Source organism: Foetidibacter luteolus (assembly GCF_009650435.1).
Classification (GTDB): domain Bacteria; phylum Bacteroidota; class Bacteroidia; order Chitinophagales; family Chitinophagaceae; genus Foetidibacter; species Foetidibacter luteolus.
This window is the reverse complement of record NZ_VVIP01000043.1, coordinates 79421-103568: the sequence shown is the minus strand read 5'-3', so window position 1 is coordinate 103568 and position 24148 is coordinate 79421. Positions and strand designations below refer to the sequence as shown.

18 protein-coding genes are annotated in these 24148 nt (G+C 44.1%); 3 read left to right on the top strand and 15 right to left on the bottom strand.

The window, feature by feature from the left end; translation table 11 throughout:
- Window positions 1-174 precede the first annotated feature (174 nt).
- Window positions 175-3297 carry a GH116 family glycosyl hydrolase gene (locus tag F0364_RS13030; protein WP_207632655.1) on the bottom strand — a complete coding sequence of 1041 codons (3123 nt, stop codon included), beginning with the start codon at window positions 3295-3297 and terminating at the stop codon, window positions 175-177.
- 498 nt (window positions 3298-3795) lie between these two features.
- On the opposite strand from F0364_RS13030, the gene corA reads away from it, so the two are divergent.
- Both corA and F0364_RS13020 read left to right on the top strand, forming a co-directional pair.
- Window positions 3796-4869, top strand: a complete 1074-nt coding sequence (gene corA, locus F0364_RS13025) for a magnesium/cobalt transporter CorA (RefSeq protein WP_235921088.1) — start codon at window positions 3796-3798, stop codon at window positions 4867-4869.
- A gap of 24 nt (window positions 4870-4893) precedes the next feature.
- Entirely contained in the window at window positions 4894-5595 is a 702-nt protein-coding gene (locus F0364_RS13020; RefSeq protein ID WP_153798220.1) for a hypothetical protein, read from the top strand.
- 211 nt (window positions 5596-5806) lie between these two features.
- Here the strand turns inward: F0364_RS13020 and F0364_RS13015 are convergent, their stop codons facing one another.
- Both F0364_RS13015 and F0364_RS13010 read right to left on the bottom strand, forming a co-directional pair.
- Window positions 5807-7114, bottom strand: coding sequence for an amidohydrolase family protein (locus F0364_RS13015; RefSeq protein ID WP_153798219.1), 1308 nt, complete (start codon window positions 7112-7114; stop codon window positions 5807-5809).
- Between the two features lie 18 nt (window positions 7115-7132).
- On the bottom strand, window positions 7133-10135 hold the full coding sequence (locus F0364_RS13010; protein ID WP_153798218.1) for an amidohydrolase family protein: 3003 nt from the start codon (window positions 10133-10135) through the stop codon (window positions 7133-7135).
- A 382-nt stretch (window positions 10136-10517) separates the two neighbouring features.
- Here F0364_RS13010 and F0364_RS13005 point away from each other — a divergent pair, with 382 nt between their 5' ends.
- Window positions 10518-12095, top strand: coding sequence for an N-acyl-D-amino-acid deacylase family protein (locus tag F0364_RS13005; RefSeq protein ID WP_153798217.1), 1578 nt, complete (start codon window positions 10518-10520; stop codon window positions 12093-12095).
- 2 nt (window positions 12096-12097) lie between these two features.
- Here F0364_RS13005 and argH read toward each other — a convergent pair whose 3' ends face one another.
- The 12 genes from argH to F0364_RS12945 form a co-directional block, all read right to left on the bottom strand.
- Entirely contained in the window at window positions 12098-13474 is a 1377-nt protein-coding gene (argH, locus tag F0364_RS13000) for an argininosuccinate lyase (RefSeq protein ID WP_153798216.1), read from the bottom strand.
- Between the two features lie 100 nt (window positions 13475-13574).
- Window positions 13575-13955 carry a four helix bundle protein gene (locus F0364_RS12995; RefSeq protein ID WP_153798215.1) on the bottom strand — a complete coding sequence of 127 codons (381 nt, stop codon included), beginning with the start codon at window positions 13953-13955 and terminating at the stop codon, window positions 13575-13577.
- Window positions 13956-14070: 115 nt separating this feature from the next.
- Entirely contained in the window at window positions 14071-15150 is a 1080-nt protein-coding gene (locus F0364_RS12990) for a M20 family metallo-hydrolase (protein WP_235921086.1), read from the bottom strand.
- 12 nt (window positions 15151-15162) lie between these two features.
- Complete coding sequence (gene argB, locus F0364_RS12985; protein WP_262885381.1) at window positions 15163-16245, bottom strand: acetylglutamate kinase; 1083 nt, start codon at window positions 16243-16245, stop codon at window positions 15163-15165.
- On the bottom strand, window positions 16238-16402 hold the full coding sequence (locus tag F0364_RS12980) for a hypothetical protein (RefSeq protein WP_153798213.1): 165 nt from the start codon (window positions 16400-16402) through the stop codon (window positions 16238-16240). The genes argB and F0364_RS12980 overlap by 8 nt, the downstream gene beginning before the upstream one ends.
- Before the next feature lie 45 nt (window positions 16403-16447).
- Window positions 16448-17464: an N-acetylornithine carbamoyltransferase gene (locus F0364_RS12975; RefSeq protein ID WP_153798212.1), complete on the bottom strand. Its 1017-nt coding sequence runs from the start codon at window positions 17462-17464 to the stop codon at window positions 16448-16450.
- A gap of 505 nt (window positions 17465-17969) precedes the next feature.
- Window positions 17970-19214 carry an aspartate aminotransferase family protein gene (locus F0364_RS12970; RefSeq protein WP_153798211.1) on the bottom strand — a complete coding sequence of 415 codons (1245 nt, stop codon included), beginning with the start codon at window positions 19212-19214 and terminating at the stop codon, window positions 17970-17972.
- A 46-nt stretch (window positions 19215-19260) separates the two neighbouring features.
- Entirely contained in the window at window positions 19261-20244 is a 984-nt protein-coding gene (gene argC / locus F0364_RS12965; protein WP_153798210.1) for an N-acetyl-gamma-glutamyl-phosphate reductase, read from the bottom strand.
- A gap of 12 nt (window positions 20245-20256) precedes the next feature.
- Entirely contained in the window at window positions 20257-20637 is a 381-nt protein-coding gene (locus tag F0364_RS12960; protein WP_153798209.1) for a cupin domain-containing protein, read from the bottom strand.
- Window positions 20638-20673: 36 nt separating this feature from the next.
- On the bottom strand, window positions 20674-21918 hold the full coding sequence (argG, locus tag F0364_RS12955; protein WP_235921077.1) for an argininosuccinate synthase: 1245 nt from the start codon (window positions 21916-21918) through the stop codon (window positions 20674-20676).
- A 65-nt stretch (window positions 21919-21983) separates the two neighbouring features.
- Window positions 21984-22697 (bottom strand): GNAT family N-acetyltransferase, encoded by a 714-nt coding sequence (locus tag F0364_RS12950; RefSeq protein ID WP_153798208.1) that lies wholly within the window; start codon window positions 22695-22697, stop codon window positions 21984-21986.
- Window positions 22698-23217: 520 nt separating this feature from the next.
- On the bottom strand, window positions 23218-24102 hold the full coding sequence (locus F0364_RS12945; protein ID WP_153798207.1) for a sugar phosphate isomerase/epimerase family protein: 885 nt from the start codon (window positions 24100-24102) through the stop codon (window positions 23218-23220).
- Window positions 24103-24148: the final 46 nt, after the last annotated feature.

The window sequence follows — 24148 nt, the reverse complement described above, 5'->3', positions numbered from 1 at the left end:
CCATCGTTTTTTTTATTGCAGTAATAACAGTGTTGATACCAAACTACCCGGGCTGAAAAGCCGCCATAAAAAACCGGGCGATGAATCCCGAAGTTTCAGGACGACGCAACGATGACCCTTCCGTGTTCCGCCAGCCGGCTGCCAAAAAATTGCAGTTCCGGAGGTTGTTGCCTGTTAATAAGAAACCGCAACCTTTATCGTGTCCCCTTCACCCAATTTTACTTCATTGAATTTGATAGCCACCTTGTTGCCGTCAACAGTAAAGCTGCTTACAAGTGTAGCCCCCGCTTTGGTAACAGTTATTTTTACCGGCTTTTTTGCAATGGTAATTTGCAGTTGCTCCAATGTAAGGCTGCCATATTTTACCTGTACATTATTGGTTTGTTGTGCTGGGTTTTGCTGTTGTTCTATTATACCCCATGCCTCGGCGGAAGTGAAGAAACTCTTGAAATTCTGCTGCTGCACTTTTGGATGAAACCCCAATATTTTCTGCGGGCCGTTGTAGTAAAAATCCTGCAAAGCAATCATGATGCCCCAGGAGGCCATGGCACGGGCATAATGGTCGCCGCATTCTATCTCGTTCCAGGGGTTGTGCTTTTCCGGCCGGTACCTTTCATGCACGGCTTTTACCAGTGAAAGGCCTTCGTCTATCATGCCTTCGTAAATCATATTTGTGGCAACCTGGTATTCTATTCCCGTCCACACTTCATCCCGGTAACGAACGCCCTGCTCTCCCATGTGTTCGCTGTTAGGCCATGTACAAATGAACAGGCCCGGCTCGCCAAAACTGGCATAGGTTCTTTCGGGCGGGTGTACTTTATTTTGTATGCCCACATCCGTTGTCCAGTTATACTTCCATACAGATTGCAGCGCCTGCTTTACTTTTTCTTTGGGGTATATGTATCCAAGATTGTTTAAGTGGCTCCAGGTTTGCCCAAACAACTGGTCGGCAAGGCAGCCGGTAGCATATTGAAATTCAGGGTGCTCTTTAAGGTTTACATCCTGTATAAAATACTCGCCGTTCCAAAGCCTGGCAACGGTATTTTGTTCACCTGTTTTTGCTATTTTATTGCAGCGGTTGGCAAAAGCTGTGTCGTTCATGATAACGGCCATTTCGGCGGCAGCTTTTAAAGCGGCAAGGTACAGTGAACCCACATAGGTATTGGCGCCGTAAAATGCAATGTCGTAGGTGTTGGCCTGTGTTTTTTCAATCAGGCCATCTTCGTTTTCATCTTCGTTAATGATGAACTCAGTGGCACGTTTAATCCTGTCCCAGTTGCGGTTTAAAAAAATGCTGTTGCTGCTGTTCAGGTATTCCCGGTAAGCTTTCAGTACGGCGCCGGCATGGCCATCAATCAGTACACCGCCCCAGCCATTGCGGGCCAGCACACTGCCATCTTTTTGAAAGGAAATACCAAAGTCTGTACGCTCTCTTATATTTCTCTCCAGTTCGGGAAAAAAGCGGGCCAATGCCTGTTCGTAATTCCAAACATGCGTGCAGGTGCCTACGCAACTGCCTACGCCTTCCCAGGCCCAGAATTTGTCGTTAGCCCACCACTGGCAGGTTTCTGTTGCCAGTATTGACAAAGGCATTAACGTACGCTGCACCAGCCAGTATGGCAAGGTGCTGTTGTTGTAATAGGTATCGTGAAACAGGTGGGTGGAGGCCGATAAACGCTGCAGGTTTTGCTGCAGGTAATTAGCCACATCCATTGAACTGCCAAACCAGTTGCTGTACATGTTGCCGATAATAGTAGCACCTTCTGTAGGAAGGGCCTGGTTCCAGTCGTTGCTGATAATATCAGTTACATCGCTGCCAAAGTAGTAAGACGGCCTGTTGGGAAAATACCAGGTAAGCAGGAAAGTGATTTCTTTTTGTTCGCCAGGCTTAAGTGTAATGGTCGCCCCTACGCCGCCCAGTAATTTTTCGCCGGTAGCTTTACTGGAAGAATCAGCATGGTTGTTATCGGTAGCTCCTTCGTATGCAGCATCGGCAAAACCGTCAGCCGATAATACACTCAACGCCAGGTTGCCGAAATACGGATGTTGTTGCGGGTAGTATTTTTCTTTGGTTACAGGCATATCGCTAAAGCCTATATCATCTATATTGATGTGGCCCCATCCGCCTTTATCCTCGTCCACAATTTCCAAATGCGCCTGCTTGCCTTTCAGGTCTTTTACATCCCAGTATTTCGCGTCAAGGCCTTCTGTATTCTTACCTGTTGCATTACGCACTATAGCATTATCTACCACCAAGTTTATGCAGGTTGTTTGGGGATGGTTGCCGCCCCCAATTTTGAACACGATGTAATCATCATTAATCGTAAAGGTTTGCGATACCATGCGGCCAGTAGTCTTATCTCCATTTAAAAAAGAGTTAACCACAGCTTTACCGGAAAAGCCGGAAAGCCTGGATTGGTCGCCGCCGAAGCTGCCATTTGCAGGCGCCTGGCCGAAAGCTTCGCCTGTTACTGTCCATTTGCCATAGCCTGATTCAAAATCATCAAAAGTTTTTATTGTTGGCTTTCTTTCAGCCGCATTAGCAGGCTTGGGGGTTAAGTCCATTAACAGTGACGTAATGCCCTGGCTTTTTACTACGCGGTTACGGCTTAGGGCGGCAATTTCATCTGCAATTTCAAGGCATACCAGGTTTTGCAGCCAGCCATGCAGGCTTACCGTTGCAGGCTGGGCAGATGTATTTTTAATACTGTATTTAAGAATGGTACCCGGCGTTGCAGACTCCCTGGCATTCATGGGTATAAATGGTGAAAACACTTCCGCATCCACTTTTATCGGTAGTTTTTTCGTGGCAGAATTGTAATCAATTTTTGCGATGGGGTATTCGCCGGTAAAGGCAATATCATCAAGCCCGTTTTTATCCAGGTTTACCGTTTGTTTTTTATTGTTCTGCGTTACCGTTATGGCAAACCCCTGCGATACATAGCTGGCCGGCTCAAATGTTTGGTAACATACTTTCCATGGGCCCAGCGCTGTGTTAAAGCGTGTAAGGGAGTCAATGCCATAACCGGTATTGTACGCATTGTTGGCAATCCACCAGTTGGCCAGGGTGCCATCGCCACGTACGTACAACTGGCCGGCAGCAATACCACCGCAAGGCATGCCTATGGTAAGCAGTTCATCGCCTTTATACACTTTGCGTTGGTTAGCCCACAGCTCCTGTTTCCATTGTTGTGAAAGGCTTTTTTCAACAGGTACTTTGTGAGATGGATGAAGGGATTGCCCAAATACGCTTCCACAGAGGGCTGTGCAGCAAATCGTTAGTAATTTCCAGTTCATATGTATCATTGGTGGTTAACAAGATATGCGCAATCATGGGGCAGGAATTTTGGGACGAACTGCATTGCTGCTATCACCGGTTGTTGTGTCACTCACTTGTACTGCAACAATTCTATTCAGCAATTGCCGAAGTAGCCTGCCCTGAGTTAACGAAGGGCCTTGTTCGCTACTCTGCAACGTGTAACCGACTTAAAGCTGGTCAATCTTCCCGTTCAGGCGCTACTAATTTAGGGGGAATACAGCTAATATGTAATACCGCTTTTTAAGGTATGCCAATATCCTATCATTCCATGTTGTATTGATACAATTATCATCATTATACAAACTAAAAAGACCTGCAAATGGCCGGAGAATAGGCAGGGCCAGCGTAAAATTGGTTTAACAGTTTTTACTGCTAAGCATCATTGTTTTAATGCCCGTTACTTAAAACGGTATTTCTTAACTTGTCGCCCAATAATTGCAGCAACCATGCGGGTACCGATTAAGCCAAACAAATATTTGCAGTTAATATTTCCCATATTCAATACCAAACGAACCGGGGAAATATTCCATGTAAACCCAACAGTTATTCCCCAGCGGGAGGAAGCTAAGGAAGTAAGCATACAGGTATTTGATTTTAACAGTAATGAGATACGTGAGTATAACTTTGACCGGATAGAAGAATGTTTTCATTTCAGGGACAATGGCAATACTACCTGGATTAACATTGATGGCTTACGTAAAGCCGATGTTGAAGCGGTATGCAAACGCTTTGATATACATTACCTGATACTGGAAGACATATTAAGTGTTGGCCAGCGGCCCAAGATGGATGAGATGGACAATGAAATGTTTTGCCTGTTGAATATGCTGTACTTCAATGAAAAAAACATAACGGTAGAACAGGAGCAGATAAGCATAGTGCTGGGTAAGAACTTTGTTATCTCTTTCCAGGAAGATGCCAGCAGGGATGTGTTTGACGCTTTGCGCAACCGTATTAAAATAGCCAACAGCAAACTAAGGCAAAGCGGTGCTGATTACCTGTGCTACTCGCTTATAGACATGATTGTAGACAACTACTTCGTGGTAATGGAAAAGCTAAGCGACCGCATTGAACTGCTGGAAGAAGAAATTATCCGTTATGCTAATGCCCGTTCCCTGGCACGCATCAACAGTTTAAGAAAAGAGCTGATTGTGCTGAAGCGAAACGTGGCGCCGGTTAGGGATATGGTGAATGGCTTTATCCGCAGCGACAGCGACCTGCTGGAAGAAAAAACCACCAAATACTTTAAAGACGTTTATGACCATATTGTTCAGGCCGCGGATATGGTAGAGAGCTACCGCGATATGATGATGAACATGCAGGACCTCTACATGAACAAGGCCAACATGAAAATGAACGAGGTAATGAAAGTGATGACCATTGTTACCTGCCTTCTGGCGCCGGCAACGGTAATAGGCGGTATATTCGGCATGAACTTCGACCGGATACCTTACCTGCACCACAAGAATGGTTTTTATATTGCTGTTGGCCTTATGTTGATTGTACCTATATGGATGATACGGGTTTTTAAACAAAGGGGCTGGTTTTGATAGCAAATTGTATTGCCTGTTATTATGAGAATATCCTTTATTACGGTGGTTATACTTGTGCTTTGCGCAGGTTGCGCAACCAACAAAAATGCGCACAAATACAATTTTACGGAAGGACGTTTTGCTTACACGGATTCATTGCATGAAAAAACTATGTCTGCCGTGCTTATTGATGAAGACGATACAGTAATTGTAGTTCCCGGCAAAAAGATGGTAAGCCTCGCAGACTCTTTGTTGTTTATCATTTACCCACCCATACAACCAAGCGATAAAAACGATGCAACGCTACGGAAAAATTCTTTGGATATAGATGCCATCACCATTCCCTTTAAATACAGGCCGGTAGTTAAAGGCTTCCCTAACCAGCTTAACACCAACTTTAACGGAGCTGTATATGTGGGCATGCGTACAGACATTTACAAAATTTCCTACACGCAAAAACTTTCCGGCGATTATAAAAGAACGGAAACTCATTTTGGGTTTAGTGTAGGCGCATTCCTCGGTTTTGGCTCCACCGCAGTTAACCCCTGGGTTACACAGGATTTTATCAGCGCCGAGTATGATGGGTTTGTTTTAAACAAGGGTATTGCTGGCATTATCGGCATCAACAACCTTTCGTTTGGTTTAGGTCTTGGGTTTGATAACCTGCTTGATAAAAACAGGAAATACTGGATTTATCAGAACAAGCCCTGGATAGGGTTAATTATTGGCCTTAATATCAACTAAACTTACTACCGTAATGCAAGTAAGCGGTGCCCTGGCTTTTTGGCGCCGCAGGCGGCAGAAACAAAACTATACTGCGGGAAAAGCTGCATAGAGAATCTAACAGCACAAGAGTGCGACGCAACGATGCTTCATAGTAGTTACTGCTGCCGGGCCCATACAATAAAAAAGGGCCCTGGAAAGGGCCTCTTTTTATAGGGGAAACATACCTGTTTTACAGGCCATACTTATACTTATACCTTTCGTACAATTGCTTTTGCTTGTTGTTTAAATCAACCTGCCGGCCCTGGATGAATGCCTGCGTAACAATGCTGGTACGCATGTCCAAAATATCACCTTCGCTGATGATGATGTTGGCATCTTTACCAGGCTCCAGCGAACCTGTAACGTTGTCTATACCCAGAATTTTTGCGCTGTTGAGTGTAAGCGCCTGTAATGCCTGCTCTTTTGTAAGGCCATAAGCCACGGCGGTACCGGCGTCAAAGGGCAGGTTGCGGTAACGGGTTTCGCCATTATCATCGCTTAAGGCAAACAGCACGCCGGCTTTTTGCAGAACGGCCGGCGTTTTAAAGGGCTGGTCAACATCATCATCTTCAGTGGAAGGCAATGCATGCAGGCTGTTCAGCACCACGGCAATGTTGTTTTGCTTTAGCAGGCCGGCTATCTGAAAACTTTCGCTGCCGCCTACGATAACCACATTAAAACCAAACTCTTTTACAAAATCTACGGCCACCAGCATCTGGCGCACCTGGTCTCCATGAACAAAGAGCTTTTGCGATTTATCGAACAGGCCTTTTACCGCTTCAAACTTTAGGTTTACATCCGCATGCGATGACTGTTGCAAATAGGCTTTGGCCTCGCGGAAAAAAGCTTTGATTTCTTCTGCCTTTTCTTCCGCCTCTTTTAAAACCTCGTCCGCCTTACGTTGCTGAACCCCGAGGAACGCAGCATACGGGCTTGGACGGTAAATAAAATCCGGCAGGTTAATATGTATGGCGTTGTCTTTTTTGTAAGCTGCGTCCTCCCAGTTCCACGCATCCAGTTGCACTACAGAAGATGCGCCGCTGATGGTGCCGCCCTGGGGGGTTACGCCTGCCAGCAATATGCCATTGGCTTTTAATACATTGATGATTTTTGAATCGGTATTATACGCATACAGGGCATGTATGTTGGCATTGTTATCACCGAGTTCAGCATAATCGTTGGAGCCCCTTACACCGCTGCCGATTTCTTTTAAGCCTAAATCAGTTACAGGCAGAATAAGCCCGGGGTAAACATGGCCGCCTTTGGCATCAAATACCTTCACGTCGTCTGCAGGTATGGCGATGTTAGTGCCTACCTGTTCAATTTTTCCATTGCTTACTTTGATGGTTCCATTTTCAACAACCTGCCCGTTGCCAATATGGATGGTAGCGTTTTTAATAAAGAGCAAGCCCTTATAGTCTTTTGCCGGATATACCGTCTCTTGCGAGAAAGCACCTCCGGAAATGAATAAGGAGAGTATCATTAGTATTCTTTTCATTTGTTACTTTTTTGAATTTTACATAATCCCTTCATCATTACCTACTGTAATCAACCCGTTGTGGTGGTCGTTTTCTCCGCAGCTATTTACGTGGCGGAAGCTGGGCGTTGCCGGGCCGACAGGGCCTCCACCTTTCTTTTCACCCAGCATTTTGTTGATAAGCCTGGCACGCTCGGTTTTTATTTGCTGGCGCAGTTGCAGGTCACGCTCCCTGTCAAAGTAGAAGATGCCATCCACCATTGTTTTTTCTGCCACGGCATAAATGCTTAACGGGTTATCACTCCACAAAACAAGGTCGGCATCTTTGCCAACTTTAATGCTGCCTACCTTATCATCCACATGCAAGGCTTTGGCCGGGTTAAGCGTTACCATCTTAAAGGCATCTTCTTCACTCATACCGCCATACTTAACACTTTTAGCTGCCTCCTGGTTAAGGCGCCGGGCCTGTTCAGCATCGTCGGAATTAATACAAACATTCAGCCCTACCTTTTGCATAATAGCGGCATTATAAGCAATGGCGTCCTGTACTTCTGTTTTGTAAGCCCACCAGTCTGAGAAGGTGGATACGCTGGCGCCGTGCTCCTTCATCTTATCAGCCACTTTATAACCTTCCAGTATGTGGGTAAAGGTATTTACCTTAAAGCCATACTTCTCTGCAACACGCATAGTGTACGTAATTTCCGTCTGCACATAAGAGTGGCAGGTGATAAACCTTTTCCGGTTCATAATTTCCACGAGTGCATCCAGTTCAAGGTCGCGGCGGGTGCCTTTGGAATCTGCCGCCATGCGTTTCTGGTAATCAGAAGCACGTTGAAAGGCATCTGTAAGTACCTGCTCTACGCCCATCCTGGTATCAGGAAAACGGTTGTTGTTGGAGGATGTGGTACGCTTTACGTTCTCACCGAGGGCGAACTTAATAAACGGGTCTGCACCCTGAAATTTCAGGGCAGAGTCAGTAACGCCCCAGCGCAGTTTTATCAATTGTGTTTGCCCGCCGATGGTATTGGCAGACCCATGCAAAATATGAGAGCTGGTAACGCCTCCACTTAACTGGCGGTAAATGTCAATATCGTCCGGGTCGAGGTTATCGGCAATGCGTACTTCGGATGTTACGCTTTGTGCCCCCTCGTTAATTGAAGCGGCTGCGATGTGCGAATGCTCATCAATAATCCCCGCTGTTAAAAATTTTCCGGTGGCATCAACAGTTTTGGCGCCGGAAGCAGAAAGGTTCTTGCCTATAGCGGATATTTTTCCTGCCTTTACCAATACATCTGTGGCTTCCAGGCGGCCTTCTTTTTCGTTGGTCCAAACAGTAGCGTTCTTAAACAGTACGGTTTCCTGCGTGGGCAATTTCTCCCAGCCATAGCCATCAAAGGGGTAGGTAATTTTACCCAGTTCAGGCGTTGGTTTGGTTTTGTCTTTTTCTTTTTCGGCGGCAACGGCTTTTACAAAACTTGCCGTCCAGGTAACGGTATTACCGGCTGTATCAAGACCGGCGCCTTGCCATATATCAGCATTGGCAACACCGCTTAAGCGGAGTGAAGATTGGGCTTTTTTAGCCTGCGGAAAGCTTATTTGTACAATTTTGCCATCGTAGCTGAATTTAGCTTTAAGCGTATCGCCACTGATGATGTTGGCTTTACCGCCGGATATCTCCAGCGCATAGCTGGTGGTGGCGCCGGCGCCTGTAACAGCCAGGTTATAGCTGCCGTCAACACTTTTCCATTCTTCATCTTTTACGGCATACTTTTTACCGCCCACCCAGTTTTGCAGAATAACTGTTTTCTCATTAAAAACCGGCCCGGAACTTATGATGAAGCTGGCTACTTTACCAGCATCCAGGCTGCCAACCTTGTCATACACGCCAAGCACAGTGGCGGGCATTTTGGTAAGCGCATCCAACGCTTTGTTTTCGCTAAGGCCGTAAGTAATGGCTTTGCGCAGGTTGGCCATAAACTGTTTTACATCTTTCAGATCTGCCGGGCTTATACAGAAAGGAATGTTCTTCTTTTCAAACATGCCTGCCTCGGCCGGCGCCATTTCCCAATGCTTCATATCCGCCAGCGAAACAAACCTTGCTTCGTTAGGGTCTTCCACATCTTTGGCCATAGGGTAGTTTAATGTAAGAATGTAGGTAGCTTTGGTAGCAGCTATTTCATCCAGGCGCTGGTATTCGTTACCGCCTGCCTTAATAATGTATTGCACGCCAAATTCATCCCCAATCCTGTCTGCACGCAAGGCATTCCATTTATCATTGGCTTCAAATACCTGCGGCAGGTCTTGCTGCTCATTCCAATACTTTAAGGTAAGGTTAGAGCCCTCCGCCGCAGGATTGCTTTTATACCATCGCGCATCCAGGTAAGTTTGCCTTAACAGCGCAATGCTGCCCATCATACTGGTAGGGTAGCTTTGGGTGGATACACCTTTGCTGAAAGAGTAATGGGCAGAGGCTTTGTCTTTCAACACTACCAGGTTGGCTCTTTCATCCGCAAGTGTTACCAGTACGCCGGTACCACGGGCAATGCCGTCTTTCTGGTGGGTAAGCACGGTACCAAAGCCAATATCCCTAAGGGTTTTGGCCTTTGACTGGTCTGGCGCAAAAAGGCGGGAGCCCTGTATGTCGGTGCGTATGGCCTGGTTCCAGCCATAAGCTCCCTTTTGGTTAGAAACCAACTGGGCCGGCGCACGATAGTCAAAGCCCCTTGCTGCACGTTCAGGTGCAGGTATGCCGTAATCGCTGTAAATGTCAATAAAAGAAGGGTAAATGTATTTGCCCCGGCAATCCGTAACTACGGCGTTTTGCGGTACGCTTATATTGGCGCCAACAGCCACAATTTTTCCGTCTTTAATAAGCAGCGTAGCGTTTTGCACAACGGTAGCGGCATCTTTAACAATGGTGGCATTGGTAAAAGCATAAACACCTTCCCGTTTATCTGCCACGCCGTTTTCAGGAAAAGTTTCCTGTGCATGCAGCATGGTGGAAAAGCAAGCGCCGAGAAACAGCAGTCTCCATTTTTTCATAAGCTATTTTTTATTAAAACAAAGAATAAAACTACAGGAATCTAAAAACCATTTAGCCATAAATATGCCGATGATTTTAAGTTGATAACCGAAAACTGACCGGCTGTAAAAGATTACATACCAAAGGCCTGATGCACTATGGCGCATAGCGGACAAGGCGCACAAGTGAGTGACACAACCAAAGCCCAATAGCAGCAATGCCGTTAAGGCCATAAAAAAGATTTCATCTTTTTTAAAAGACATTTTTATGGGCCCGGCTTTAACTGCTGCTATGCATCTTCACTTGCGTCGCACTCTTGTACGTTCTGTAATACTACTCAGCACGGTGCAACATCACTTTTACATGCAACAGCGCTTAGGCTTAATTTGCTATCTTAACACAATGAAATACATCACCGCTTTCTTTCTTCTGCTTTGGTTAACTACTGTTTCTTATGCACAAACAACCGCCGACATCATCATCAGGAACGGAAAAATTATGGATGGCACAGGCAACTCGTGGTTTTATGGCGATGTGGCAATTAAAGACGGGAAAATAACCGGCGTTGGAAATTTATCCGGCTGGAAAAGTACAAAAACAATTGATGCTACCAACTTAATTATAGCGCCGGGTTTTATTGATGTGCACACGCATATTGAAGGCGACGAAATAAAAAACCCTTATGCTACCAACTTTATTGCCGATGGCGTTACAACCGTAGTTACGGGCAACTGCGGGCTCTCGGAAGTTGACCTTGGCAAATACTTTAAGTTTATTGACAGCATAAAACTTTCTATAAACGTAGCATCGCTGGCTGGCCATAACGATATACGCAAAGCCGTTATGGGCAAGGCCAACAGGCTGCCTACCGCCAATGAAATGCAGCAGATGATGGCGCTTACCGAACAAGCAATGAAAGATGGCGCCGTAGGGCTTTCAACCGGCTTGATATATATACCGGGCACTTACTCTAAAACAGAAGAAGTAACCGCCCTGGCCAAAATTGCCGCTAAATATAATGGTGTGTATGCAACCCACATGCGTGATGAGGGCGACAGTGTAACACAAGCCATTACTGAGGCGCTAAACATAGGCAGGCTGGCCAACATACCTGTTGAAATATCTCACTTTAAATTAAGCGGGCAACAAAACTGGGGGCGCAGCGCCGAGACTGTGCCCATGATTATTAAAGCAAGGGAAGAAGGTTTGGATGTAACTATTGACCAATACCCTTATACGGCCAGCAGTACATCGTTAAGCACACTGCTGCCCGACTGGGTGCTGGCAGATAACCAGGACTCCATAAACGCAAGGCTGGGCAATGAGACAATAAAAGAGCAGGTGATTGATTACATGCTGCAAAAACTTAAGAAGCGTAAGCTGAAACACTTTAGTTACCCGGTAGTGGCAAATTATAAAGCAGATACCAGTTATAACGGTAAAAGCATTGAAGAAGTGAACCTGCTTATGAACAGGAAACACAAGGCCAAAGAAGAAGCTGAAACCGTGATTGATATGATGAAGCTGGGTGGCGCAGGCATGGTTTTTCATGGCATGAGTGAAGATGATGTAAAGCAAATTATGCAGTACCCTTACAACATGTTTGCCAGTGATGCCAGCATACGCATTTTTAACCAGGGTGTACCACACCCGCGGGGCTATGGCACCAATGCAAGGGTATTGGGTAAATACGTACGGGAAGAAAAAGTACTATCGCTGGAAGAAGCCATACGCAGGATGACATCGTTGCCGGCGAGGAAGTTTAACCTGGAGAAACGAGGCCTTTTACAGCAGGGCTTTGCAGCGGATATTGTTGTATTTGACCCATTGACAGTAACGGATGCTTCAACTTATCAAAAGCCGCATCAATACTCAAAGGGTTTCAGGTATGTGCTGGTGAACGGACAGGTTACCTTTGAAAATGAAAACCATACCGGTGTAAGGAATGGTATGGTTTTAAAGAATGAGGTTAAAGAATAATTTTACTTGCCCAGCAGGTGGTCTATAGCCTTGTGGTAAGTACTAAAATCAAATGAGGCAATTATTCTTTGCATACTCAGCTTAATGGCTTCATTCTGCAAGTTGCCAATGCTGCCTTCATGCGTATGCTGTACATCTGTTGAATAAGTAAATTCGCCGGCCTCGATATCAAGCCCTACTTTTTTATAAGCATCTCTAAACGGCAGGCCTTCCAGCACCAGTTTGTTTACTTCTTCTACGCTGAAGAGGTATTTGTATTTTTCATCCTGCAGTATGTTTTTCTTTACTTCCATATTGCTGAGCATGAGGCCAGCCATATCAATACAACTGCGGAGTGTTTCAAATGCAGGGAACAGGTGTTCCTTTAATAGCTGTAAGTCCCGATGATAACCGGATGGCAGGTTGGTGGTCATCATCGTAATCTCGTTAGGCAGCGCTTTGATGCGGTTGCAGTAAGACCGGATAAGCTCAAACACATCAGGATTCTTTTTATGCGGCATGATGCTGCTGCCGGTAGTAAGCTCTGCCGGGAAGCTAATGAAACCGAAATTTTGGTTGAGGTAAAGGCAGGCATCCATGCTTAACCTTGCCAGTGTATCGGCAACATTTGCCAATGCCTGGGCAACGATACGTTCCGCTTTGCCACGGCCCATTTGAGCGTACACGACATTGTAGTTTAAGTCAGCAAAGCCCAACAGTTTTGTAGTAAGCGTTCTGTTGATAGGAAAGGAAGAGCCATAGCCAGCAGCGGAACCCAATGGGTTTTTGTTTACCACATCATAAGCTGCTTTCAAAACAGTAGCGTCATCTGTAAGGCTTTCTGCATAAGCCCCCAACCACAATCCAAATGAGGAAGGCATGGCTAATTGGAGATGCGTATAGCCAGGCAATAAATCATTTTTAAATTGCTCGCTTTTAGTAACCAGCAGCTCAAAAAAGGATTGAATAGAGCTAACTGTTTTTTCTATCTCACTTCTCAAGAACAATTTTACATCCACCAGTACCTGGTCGTTACGGCTGCGGGCTGAGTGAATTTTTTTACCGATGTCGCCCAGCTTTTCCGTCAGCAGAAATTCTACCTGGGAGTGCACGTCTTCGATGTTATCGTGAATGGTGAATGGTGAGTGGTGAGTAGTGAGTGGTGAATGGGTGGCTTCAGTGCCTGCAGGTTGCGTGGTTTTGTAGATTTCTCTCAACTCTTTTGTGAGCAGTTCTGCTTCTTCATGGGTTAACAAACCCACTGTTGCCAACATCTTTGCATGAGCAATGTTGCCAAGTATGTCGAAAGGCGCCAATAACAAGTCGAATTCACGGTCTTTACCTACGGTGAATTGTTCTACTTCTTTGAGTGATGCTGTATTTTTTTGCCAGAGCTTCATGATGGTTGCTGGTTGCAGGATACTGGTTGCAGGTCTGTCTAATTTTTATTCTATAAACTAGTTTCAAATCCTTGCTTCACAAAACAGTATCCTTCGTTATTTACTCTTTGTTTCCTTTGTATTTATCTTCCACCCATTGGATAAACTTATTTATTTGCTTGCTTAAGGCTTCGTAAGCAACACTTAATTCACGATAAACGGTTTCATCTTTCATAGAACCTGTTTCAAACAAAAAATCAATGTGCTCCCTGGTTTCATCACATTCGGATTGTGCAAAAACAAGGTATCTTATAAATTCGTTTTTATACCTTCTTCTCCCGTATCCTTCAACAATGGCAGATGTTATTGCTTTTGATGAACGCCTTACCTGGCTGCCTTCTTCATACATTTCAAACTTTGGAAGCGTCAGACTAAGCCCATGTACCCTAATTGCCAATGATTTTGATTGCTTATAAACTTCCAGTTCTCTATAGGATTTCATAAACGGATTATTTTGTAAAAGATAATCATAATCCACATTCCAAATAGAACCTTTCAAAAACCAATTCACGTCTATCCGCACAACAGACCAGCAACCAGTATCCAGTAACCTGCAACTACAAAATCTTCTCTAAAAGCTGAATGTACATCTCCACTCCCTCATAAATCTCTTCCACAAAAATATACTCATCCGCTGTATGGCTCCTGGCGCTGTCACCGGGGCCTATTTTGAGTGCCGGGAATTTCATCAAAGCTTTATCGCTTGTGGTTGGTGAACCATAATAGGTTCTGCCTAATGCCATACCAGCCTGTACCAAAGGATGGTCAATAGCAATAGCTGTTGAACGTAAACGAATACTTCTTGGCTGCACTTCGCACTCAACATTATTATGAATAATATCCAGCACTTCTTCAAAAGTATAGAGTTCGTTTACCCGTATATCAACGGTGAACTTACATTCATGTGGTACTACATTGTGTTGTGTTCCTGCATTGATGATGGTAACACTCATCTTCATCGGCCCCAGCAAATCAGAAACCTTATCATACTTATAGCTGCGGAACCATTCAATATCCTTCAGCGCTTTATAGATGGCATTGTCGCCTTCTTCTCTTGCAGCGTGGCCAGCCTTACCATGAGCAGTGCAGTCCAACACAAGCAGGCCTTTTTCAGCTACCGCCATGTTTAGCAAAGTAGGCTCACCTACAATACCGAAATCTATAGAAGGCAATAAAGGCAACAACACTTCTACGCCATTTTTGCCGGATATCTCTTCTTCGGCAGTGGCTGCAAGAACAAGGTTGTACTTTAAATCCCGCTGTTTGTAAAAATGTAAAAAAGTAGCGATTAAAGAAACCAGGCAACCGCCGGCATCGTTGCTGCCCAATCCATACAGTTTGCCATCCTGCTCAATTGGTTGAAACGGGTCAAGGGTGTACCCTTTGTTGGGTTTTACCGTGTCGTGATGGGAGTTTAAGAGAATGGTAGGTTTGCTTTCATCGTAATGCTGGTTCTTTGCCCAGACGTTATTAAGGTAACGCTGCGCCTCTATCCCTTTTGACTTTAGAAAGCTTTCTATAATATCCGCCGTTTTATCTTCTTCCTTGCTGAAAGAAGGTGTTGCAATAAGTTGCTTCAGTAACTCAACTGCTTCCTTACTATGTGTATTCAGACTGTCATTCATTATCTTCATCATTCATTAACAATATCATCCCTGCTGTATGGATGTTCCAGATTCACCTGTCACCAATCGTTGCAATTCTTCGGCCTTACCGATGATGACTTTTTTTACACCTTTATTAATGGCAGTAAAAGCATTATCCAACTTAGGAATCATACCGGCGAAAATCCTTGTTACCCCTGTCTCCTGAAGGGGTGTTTTAAGCTCCTGGTAGTAATCATGTGTTAGCACAGGAATAACGGAACTCTCATCATTTACATCAAGCAGCACACCACTCTTCTCAAAAGAATATATCAACCGCACATTATACAATGCACTCATGGATTGTGCAATTTCCTGTGCAATGGTATCGGCATTTGTGTTTAGCAACAAACCTTCTTTGTTGTGAGTAATAGGCGCCATTACAACATTTACATCCTGGTCAAGCAGGCTCTTTAATAAACTTGTGTTTACTGCATCTACATCACCTACATAACCATAGTCAATAGATGCATGCACCCTTTTATGCGATTGTATCACATTGCCATCTGCTCCGGATAATCCAATGGCATTACAACCAAGCGACTGTAACTGCGCCACAATATTTTTATTTATATAACCTGCGTATACCATGGTTACAATCTTCAGCGTTTCTGCGTCTGTTATCCTGCGGCCATCAATCATTTGCTGTTCCACGCCTAATTGCGCTGCAAGTTTTGTTGCCAGCTTGCCACCACCGTGAACCAGGATTTTTTTTCCTTCAACTCCTGCGAATGATGACAAAAAACTTTTGAGCTTATTTTCATCATCAATAATATTCCCACCAATCTTTATAACATATAATACACTCCCATCCCCTGAAGTGGGGCTTGTGAGCTGCGTAATTGTTTGGCTAATTGTCTCCAATACTTTCTTCTTGTTTTTAAAGATTTCTTCGTTTTTAAACCTTACCACTTTTAAACCAAGCCCTTCAATAAATGTTTGTCTTGCAGCATCATCCCTTTTTACTTCTTCAACTTCATGCACGCTTCCATCAATTTCTATCACCAGTTTTATTGCATGACAGTAAAAATCAACTATGTAATGTGCAACCGGGTGTTGCCTTCTAAATTTTAATTTCCACTCATTTATATTGAATCGCCTTCCAAAGCACTGCTTCAGCAGGCGTCATTGTATTTCTAAGTTCAGTAGCTCTTTGAAAAATGATACTACTTGCTCCATAGTACATATTCATCCCTTCATTCTCAACAGCAGCATACATAAATACATTCGCATAATTCTCTTTCATAGTACGGATTTTAAAACAATTTCAACAGGCAAGCCAAACACCCCTTTAAGGGATGGGGGTTAGGATTTCACTAATCACCGCCTGTGCCGCCCATACCCTGTTAGCCGCCTGTTGAGTTACGATGCTGTTTGGCCCATCCAGTATTTCATCGCTTAATTCAACATTTCTTCTCACAGGAAGACAATGCATCACTTTAGCATTATTGGTAAGTTTCAACTTTTCTTCTGTCATCATCCAGGCAGGGTCGTTCTCATATATCTTGCCGTAGTCTTTAAATGTGCTCCAGTTTTTAACATACACAAAGTCGGCATCTTTCAATGCTTCGTCCTGGTTATGCGTAATGGTAGCTCCTTTTGAAAATTGTTCATCCAGTTCATACTCTTCCGGATGCGTAATTACAAAATCCGCTTCGCCCCATGCATTCACCCACTGCGCAAAACTGTTGGCAACACATTGCGGCAATGGTTTTACATGCGGCGCCCAGGTGAGAACTATTTTCAGTTGCCGGTTGCCGGTAACAGGTTGCTGGTTTAGAACTTCCTTAATAGTAATAATATCAGTGAGAGATTGTAATGGGTGCAGCGTTGCACTTTCCAGGCTTATCACGGGCACACCACAATACTTCATGAATTGCGATATATACAATTCACTGTAATCATCTTCCCGGTTTTTCAACGATGGAAAAGTCCTTATGCAAAGTATGTCGAAGTAATTGCCCAGCACAGGTGCAGCGTCTTTAATATGCTCTACGGTGCTGCCGCTCATAATGGCGCCTTCTTCAAATTCAAGCGCCCAGCCTTCTTTGTCAACATTAAAAACAATCGGCTCCATGCCCAGGTTAGCAGCAGCCACCTGCGTACTTAAACGTGTACGCAAACTGGGGTTTAAGAACAATAAACCAATACGCTTATTTTCACCCAGCGTTTTATCTTTCAGCGGATTTGCCTTATAGTCCAGTGCTTTTGCAACAAGTGCATTAATGTTGGTTACATCATGTGCAGAAATAAAACTTTTTATTCCTGAATCACGTGTTTTAAGAAGGCTTTGTACAGAACTTTCCATTAATTGGGAAACTGGTTATTTATGTAAATGATTTTTTTGGCACCGGACTTCATTACTACTATGATGCATCGTTACGTCGCACTCTTGTGCGATTGTCTCATTATTCAGCAAGATGCAGTCAACCTCACAATATTCAAAAGTTTTATTTGATAACTACTTTGGCTAAAGCCATGTTGTTTGCGATCGTATAGCCCAGGCTTTAAAGCCTGGGTTAATAAGACATATTTGCGTGGCCTTATCCAAATTGAATTTTATTTTAAAAGAACTTAATACTTGTGCTGCTATGCGAAGCGTCTTCGCTTCGCATTTTTATTCTATCGCCTCCGGCGATTATATAATATCAAGTCAGAGACTTGATGCATAATTCTGCGAAGTCTGGAGACTTCGCAGAGCAAAAGACTTCGCAGAGCGCCCTTCGCTTAATTGCTCCACATAGCTCCGAACGATGAACGGATTGCGACGCAACGAAGTCGCCACGAAGAACCGAACGCTGGTATCCAAATCACTATTCGGTTACAGTCGCTACTTCTTCTTTCTCCCCTTTAGGAGCCGGGGGTTTCATCTCCGCAATAGCATCCTGCAACGTGTCTAAAAACTCATCTACCTGCTTTCTTGAAATACCCAATGAAGGTAATAACCTTATTACGTTCGGCTTGGCTTCGCCGGTAAAGATGAAATAATCATTCAACAACTTGCTGCGCAAACCTTTCAAATCTTCAGGCACATCAAAGCCAATCATCAGTCCACGGCCACGAACATTTTCAATACCCTTTACTGCCTTTAAGCGGTTGAGTAAATAAGTGCCACGCTGCTTGGCTATGTCAATCAATTTTTCCTCTTCCAATACTTCCAGCACGGCAAGCGCAGCAGCGCATGCCAAATGATTGCCGCCAAACGTTGTACCCAGCATACCATGCTTTGGTTTGATGTGAGGTGCAATTAAAATACCACCAATAGGAAAGCCGTTACCCATGCCTTTGGCCATGGTATAGATATCGGCATTTACGCCTGCATAATCGTGAGAAAAAAACTTGCCGCTACGGCCATAACCGCACTGTACGCTGTCGGCAATATACACTGCATTGTTCTGGTCGCACAGGCGGCGAATAAGTTGCAGGAAACTTTCACTGGCAATGTTAATGCCGCCCACGCCTTGTATGCCTTCTATAATAACCGCGGCAACATCTTTGCCTTTTGTTTGAAAGTAGGTTTTTAAAGCATCTTCATCATTGAAAGGAAGAAAGTCAACATTGTCTGTTTGGTTTACAGGCGCTACGATGGATGGATTATCTGTCGCGGCAACAGCCAGGGATGTTCTTCCATGAAACGATTTTTTAAAGGCAACAATTTTCTTTTTTCCGGTATAAAACGAAGCCAGTTTTAAGGCATTCTCATTGGCTTCCGCACCACTGTTTACCAGGAAAAGCTGGTAATTTTCCTTTCCGCTAAGCTTTACTAATTTATCAGCCAATTCTTGCTGAATGGGGATATGAACAGAGTTGGAATAGAAGGCAATTTTTTGCAGTTGCTCTTCTATGCGCTTTACCCAATGCGGGTGTGTATGGCCAATACTTATTACTGCATGGCCACCATACATATCAAGATACTGTGCTCCATTATCATCCCAAACGTAAGAACCTTGTGCCCTTGTAATGGTGATGTTGTTAAGCGGGTAGACGTCGAAAAGTACACCCCCTCCGCCCCCTGAAGGGGGAACCTGGGATGTTTGATTATTTTGTGAGTTGCTCATGTTATATTAAATGTTTTGATGTGTTTTCCTTTAAACGGCTAATCAGTTAAAAGTAGTTAGCCTTCAGCTTAAGCCCTGCGGTTTCTTCTATACCAAACAAAAGGTTCATGTTTTGAACGGCCTGTCCTGATGCACCTTTTAAAAGATTATCTATGATAGAGTGAACCACCAGTTTGGTGCCTACTTTCTCCAGTTGAATAATACATTTGTTGGTGTTGACTACCTGTTTTAAAAAGATGGGGTCATCGCTAACAATGGTGAAAGGATGTGACTCGTAAAAATCTTTATACATCGCAGTTAACTGCTCTATTGATTTTTCGGAATGTACTGTTGAGCTGATGAAGATGCCTCTTGTAAAGTCGCCCCGCCAGGGAACAAAGCTGAGGTCAATTTTTCCGACGGGCTGTAATTGCAATAATGATTGCCCTATTTCGCCCAGGTGCTGGTGGGTTAATGTTTTGTAGGCCTGTATATTATTTGCCCGCCAACTAAAGTGAGAAGTACTGCTCAAGCCCTGCCCGGCGCCAGTAGAGCCGGTGATGCCGGTTGTGTAGACTTCATCCAGCAAACCAGCCTGGGCCAGTGGCAACAATCCCAGTTGAATAGCCGTTGCAAAACAACCTGGGTTGGCTATATTTTGCGCTGACTGGATAGCTGTTTTGTTTAGCTCAGGAAGGCCGTAGATAAAGCTGCGGGCTTCAAGTTGTGAGTTTTGAGCCAGGCGAAAATCGTTGGATAAATCAATAACCTTAATATGGTCAGCTATAGCATTTGCCTCAAGAAATTTCTTTGCCTCGCCATGGCCTGTGCACAAAAACAGTACATCAATATTGCTGCTCAACTCATCCGTAAAGCGGATGGCGGTTTCACCGATAAGATCGCTATGTACTTTGTGTAATGAGTTGCCTGCATTGCTTTTGCTGTGCACAAAAATAATTTCGGCATTGGGGTGGTGAATCAATAACCTTATTAATTCGCCTCCGGTGTACCCTGCACCTCCTACTATTCCTACTTTAATATGTTTGCTCATGCTGCTGACTAATTAAACACAATTAAATCTGTCATTGCCGGTTGAGGGTTGAGAGCTTAAAATAAATTCAAGGTCTTGCGGTGTATTGTTTAAAATCCGATGCGTTTTGCCGGCTTCTATATGAAAGCCCTGACCTGGATGCACCGTATAAATTTCATTTTCCACTTCAAAGGTTGCAATTCCTGTAAGAATAAAAAAGAATTGCTGCGCTTTTTGATGATAATGTAACGCTTCGCCAGTTTGCGCTGGCATGCACTCCTGCTTTACGGATAAGGCTTCTGTATCTACCAGCACCCAGCCATCGCAGTTGTCACCCCACGTATAATGATTACCCCCAGCCCCTAAAGGGATGTTGTTTTTTTGTTTTATGTATAGACTGGTTTCTTGTTGCATGAGAATAAACAAGTGATGATAAATCCATACTCCCCTTTAGGGGTTGGGGGTATTCTCCGCATCCTCCTTCACTAAATGAAACATGGCTGTCTGGTTACCGAATATCTTGCTGAAGCCACGCACATCTTCCCCTGTCCAGCCATTATTCATTTCACCATATTTACCAAACTTGCTGTTCATTAAATCGTACTTGCTTTCTATACCAATAACCTGGAAACGGTAGGGTTGCAATAACACATACACGTCACCGGTAACATTCTGCTGAGAGCTTTGCAGAAAGGCTTCAATGTCTCGCATCACAGGGTCAAGAATCTGGCCTTCATGCATCCAGTTGCCGTAAAAGTTAGCAATATTGTCTTTCCAGCTAAGTTGCCATTTGGTAAGCACGTGCTTTTCTAATGCATGGTGCGCTTTCAGAATAACCATTGGCGCTGCTGCTTCAAAACCTACCCGGCCTTTTATGCCGATGATGGTATCACCTACATGTATGTCACGGCCAACGCCATAAGCGCCGGCAATGGATTGTAAATGTTGAATTGCTTCTGACGGGTGTGTAAATGATCGATCGTTTACGGCCGTTAACTCACCTTTCTCAAAATGCAGTTTTACTTCTTCGCTGCCTGATTTTGTTACCTGCGTAGGCCATGCTTCTTCAGGCAGGATTCCTTTAGATGATAATGTTTCCCGGCCACCAACACTGGTACCCCATAAACCTTTGTTGATGGAGTAGGCAGCCTTCTCAAAATTCATCTCCACACCTTTTTTCTTCAGGTATTCTATCTCTGCTTCCCGGCTTAATTTTAAATCGCGTATAGGTGTAATAATTTCAACGCCAGGTATCATAATATTAAACACCATATCAAAACGCACCTGGTCGTTACCGGCGCCGGTGCTGCCATGTGCAACAGCAGTTGCACCCAATGCTTTTACATGTTCCGCAATATGCAGTGCCTGTACAAGGCGTTCTGCACTTACGCTTAAAGGGTAAGTATTGTTCTTTAAAGTGTTTCCAAAAACCAGGTATTTGATGATCCGGTCATAATAACCTTTTACGGCGTCAACAGTGGTATGTGTTTTTACACCAAGTTTATAAGCATGTGCTTCTATCTTTTTCAGTTCATCTTCACTAAACCCACCGGTGTTTACAATAACACTGTGCACTTCGTAACCGTTATCCTCTCCTAAATACTTTACACAAAAGGTGGTATCTAACCCGCCGGAAAATCCAAGAACAACTTTTTTGCCCGCCATGTTTTCACTTAAATTTTTTGAGTCACTCATTGTAAATCTGTATATAAGAATTAAGAAAGCGGTTATAAAAAATCCCTTCTGCAGGGATGTAGGTTTTATAAATTAAAGAAATATTGCAGCAAAGATTTTGGCCTTGGGCCATTGCTTACCATTTTCCTGTTGCCGTTTTTATCTTTGTCTTTTACAAACAATTGCTTCAGCCGCAACAACCTTTCATACACTTTACTTTTCTTCTCAAAATCCTGCGTGGTTTCTTCAGGGGTATAGTGGTCTTTTGGATCATAAAGCATTGCTGTGCACATGCAGTTCTTTCTTTCCTTACTCATCAAAATGTCATAGTTCACGCAGCTTTTACAGCCGGCCCAAAAAGCTTCATCCTGCGTAAGTTCACTATAGGTAACAGGCTCATAACCCAACTCGCTGTTAATTTTCATTACAGCAAGCCCGGTGGTTAAGCCAAATATTTTTGCATTGGGGTATAATTCTCTTGATAGGTCGAATATCCTCTTCTTAATGCCTTTGGCAACCCCGCTTTTTCTAAATTCCGGGGATACTATCAACCCGCTGTTGGCAACATAGCTGCCATGGCTCCAGGTTTCAATATAGCAAAAGCCTACCCACTGGCCGGTAGTGGTAAGGGCGATTACAGCCTTACCCTCCAGCATTTTCTGGGCAATATATTCGGGAGAACGTTTGGCAATGCCGGTACCACGGGCTTTGGCCGAAGCTTCCATTTCGTCTGTTATCCGTATGGCGTAGTGTGTATCAGTTAATTCTGCAACCCGTATAATGATGTTGTTCTGTTCCACTTTGTTTGTTTGTAAAAATTGCTAACCGAAGAAAATAAAAATACATGCGGCTTATTCGATAAGTCCGCCCCTTTCGCTGGTGCTAAAGTCTGTCAATGCGGAAGTATCAGATACGAGGTCGTCGGATCGGTCGGGAAATGAAAGGGTTGGGGCAAGTAAAAGAAACAACACCCATTCTGTATGAATGAGAGGAGCTAACCTGAATATGTGTTGTGTTCTGTTTCAACTTCAGTTAAAGATGAAATTGTTATCTAAAATTGTTTAAGGGCGTAAAAATAACAATGTTTATAATATGTGGGTATGTTTTTTTATGAAAATATGGTTAACAATCTACAGCAAACAAATGATTGTTTGTCTGCCAGATAGATTTTATACAACGGTTTTTTATGAGCCCGGCTATTTGTTTTTCATGGCATCGTCCCTTGCGTCGCACAGCGTTTACACCTGTATTTTATGGCGGCATTTAAGCGGGTATTAGAAGCGCTGGGTTGAGGAACATGCCAAACCTGTATCTACCTAACTATACAAGATTGCCCTTGATATAAGCTATGCTTTTGGTAATGCTGTCAAACGGAGAGCCCGGGCACCTGTCCTGCTCTACAAAAAAGTACTTCATGCCAGATGTTTTGGCGTGGGCGAATATGTTTTTAAAGTCTATAGTGCCGTTGCCCACCTCGGTAAACGCTTTTTCGGGGGTATTGTCCATATCTTTTACATGCCATAACGGAAAACGGCCAGGGTGCTGGTTAAACAGTGTTACTGCATCCTTACCGGCTTTGGCAACCCAGTACAGGTCAAGCTCCATTTTAACCAGGTCTTTATCGGTATTGTTCAGCAGTATATCATAAGGCAGTTCGCCATCCTGCGCTTCAAATTCAAAATCGTGGTTGTGGTAGCAAAATTGTATGCCGGCTTTTTTACAGGTTGCGGCAGCCTTGTTAAATTCATCGGCCAGCTTTTTATAGTGGTCCAGGTTGCCCCGCTCTTCGGCAGATAGGTAAGCGCAAACCATGTGTTTAATACCGGCAGCAGCGGCATCATCTACAGCTTTGTCCCACTCATGCAGGATAGTTCCTTTTGTGTCGGTGCCATTTGTTTTTTCCTGCCCCAGGCGGTAGTGCGCACTGGGTATAATTAACCCGTTTTGTTTTAATGCTGCGGCAAATGTTTTGGCATCCATTCCATAAAACTTTTGAGAGCCTGTATAGGTAGCACCCTCCACAGAGTTAAAACCAATTTGTGCTACTTTGGCCAGTGTACCTGCGGCGTCTTGCTGCATGGCATCGCGTACGGTATATAGCTGAAGGCCAATATAGCCTTTACCTTTTGCCGCATAGGCAGATTTTACCAACAAGCCGGCTGAAGCAAGTGTGGTGGTTTTAATAAACGAGCGCCTGGTTATCATATAGCTGAGTTTAAAAAATAGTTGAAGGATCTTCAGTTTTTGGGTG

Excerpts from the sequence above, each read along its gene's own strand:
- F0364_RS12960 (WP_153798209.1), bottom strand. The coding sequence starts at position 20,637 with ATGCAACAAGAAACCAGTCTATACATAAAACAAAAAAACAACATCCCT.
- F0364_RS12945 (WP_153798207.1), bottom strand. The coding sequence starts at position 24,102 with ATGATAACCAGGCGCTCGTTTATTAAAACCACCACACTTGCTTCAGCC.
- F0364_RS13020 (WP_153798220.1), top strand. The coding sequence starts at position 4,894 with ATGAGAATATCCTTTATTACGGTGGTTATACTTGTGCTTTGCGCAGGT.
- argC (WP_153798210.1), bottom strand. The coding sequence starts at position 20,244 with ATGAGCAAACATATTAAAGTAGGAATAGTAGGAGGTGCAGGGTACACC.
- F0364_RS13010 (WP_153798218.1), bottom strand. The coding sequence starts at position 10,135 with ATGAAAAAATGGAGACTGCTGTTTCTCGGCGCTTGCTTTTCCACCATG.
- argG (WP_235921077.1), bottom strand. The coding sequence starts at position 21,918 with ATGAGTGACTCAAAAAATTTAAGTGAAAACATGGCGGGCAAAAAAGTT.
- F0364_RS13015 (WP_153798219.1), bottom strand. The coding sequence starts at position 7,114 with ATGAAAAGAATACTAATGATACTCTCCTTATTCATTTCCGGAGGTGCT.
- F0364_RS13005 (WP_153798217.1), top strand. The coding sequence starts at position 10,518 with ATGAAATACATCACCGCTTTCTTTCTTCTGCTTTGGTTAACTACTGTT.
- F0364_RS12975 (WP_153798212.1), bottom strand. The coding sequence starts at position 17,464 with ATGGAAAGTTCTGTACAAAGCCTTCTTAAAACACGTGATTCAGGAATA.
- F0364_RS12980 (WP_153798213.1), bottom strand. The coding sequence starts at position 16,402 with ATGAAAGAGAATTATGCGAATGTATTTATGTATGCTGCTGTTGAGAAT.
- argH (WP_153798216.1), bottom strand. The coding sequence starts at position 13,474 with ATGAAGCTCTGGCAAAAAAATACAGCATCACTCAAAGAAGTAGAACAA.
- F0364_RS12970 (WP_153798211.1), bottom strand. The coding sequence starts at position 19,214 with ATGAGCAACTCACAAAATAATCAAACATCCCAGGTTCCCCCTTCAGGG.
- F0364_RS12995 (WP_153798215.1), bottom strand. The coding sequence starts at position 13,955 with ATGAAATCCTATAGAGAACTGGAAGTTTATAAGCAATCAAAATCATTG.
- F0364_RS12990 (WP_235921086.1), bottom strand. The coding sequence starts at position 15,150 with ATGATGAAGATAATGAATGACAGTCTGAATACACATAGTAAGGAAGCA.
- F0364_RS13030 (WP_207632655.1), bottom strand. The coding sequence starts at position 3,297 with ATGAACTGGAAATTACTAACGATTTGCTGCACAGCCCTCTGTGGAAGC.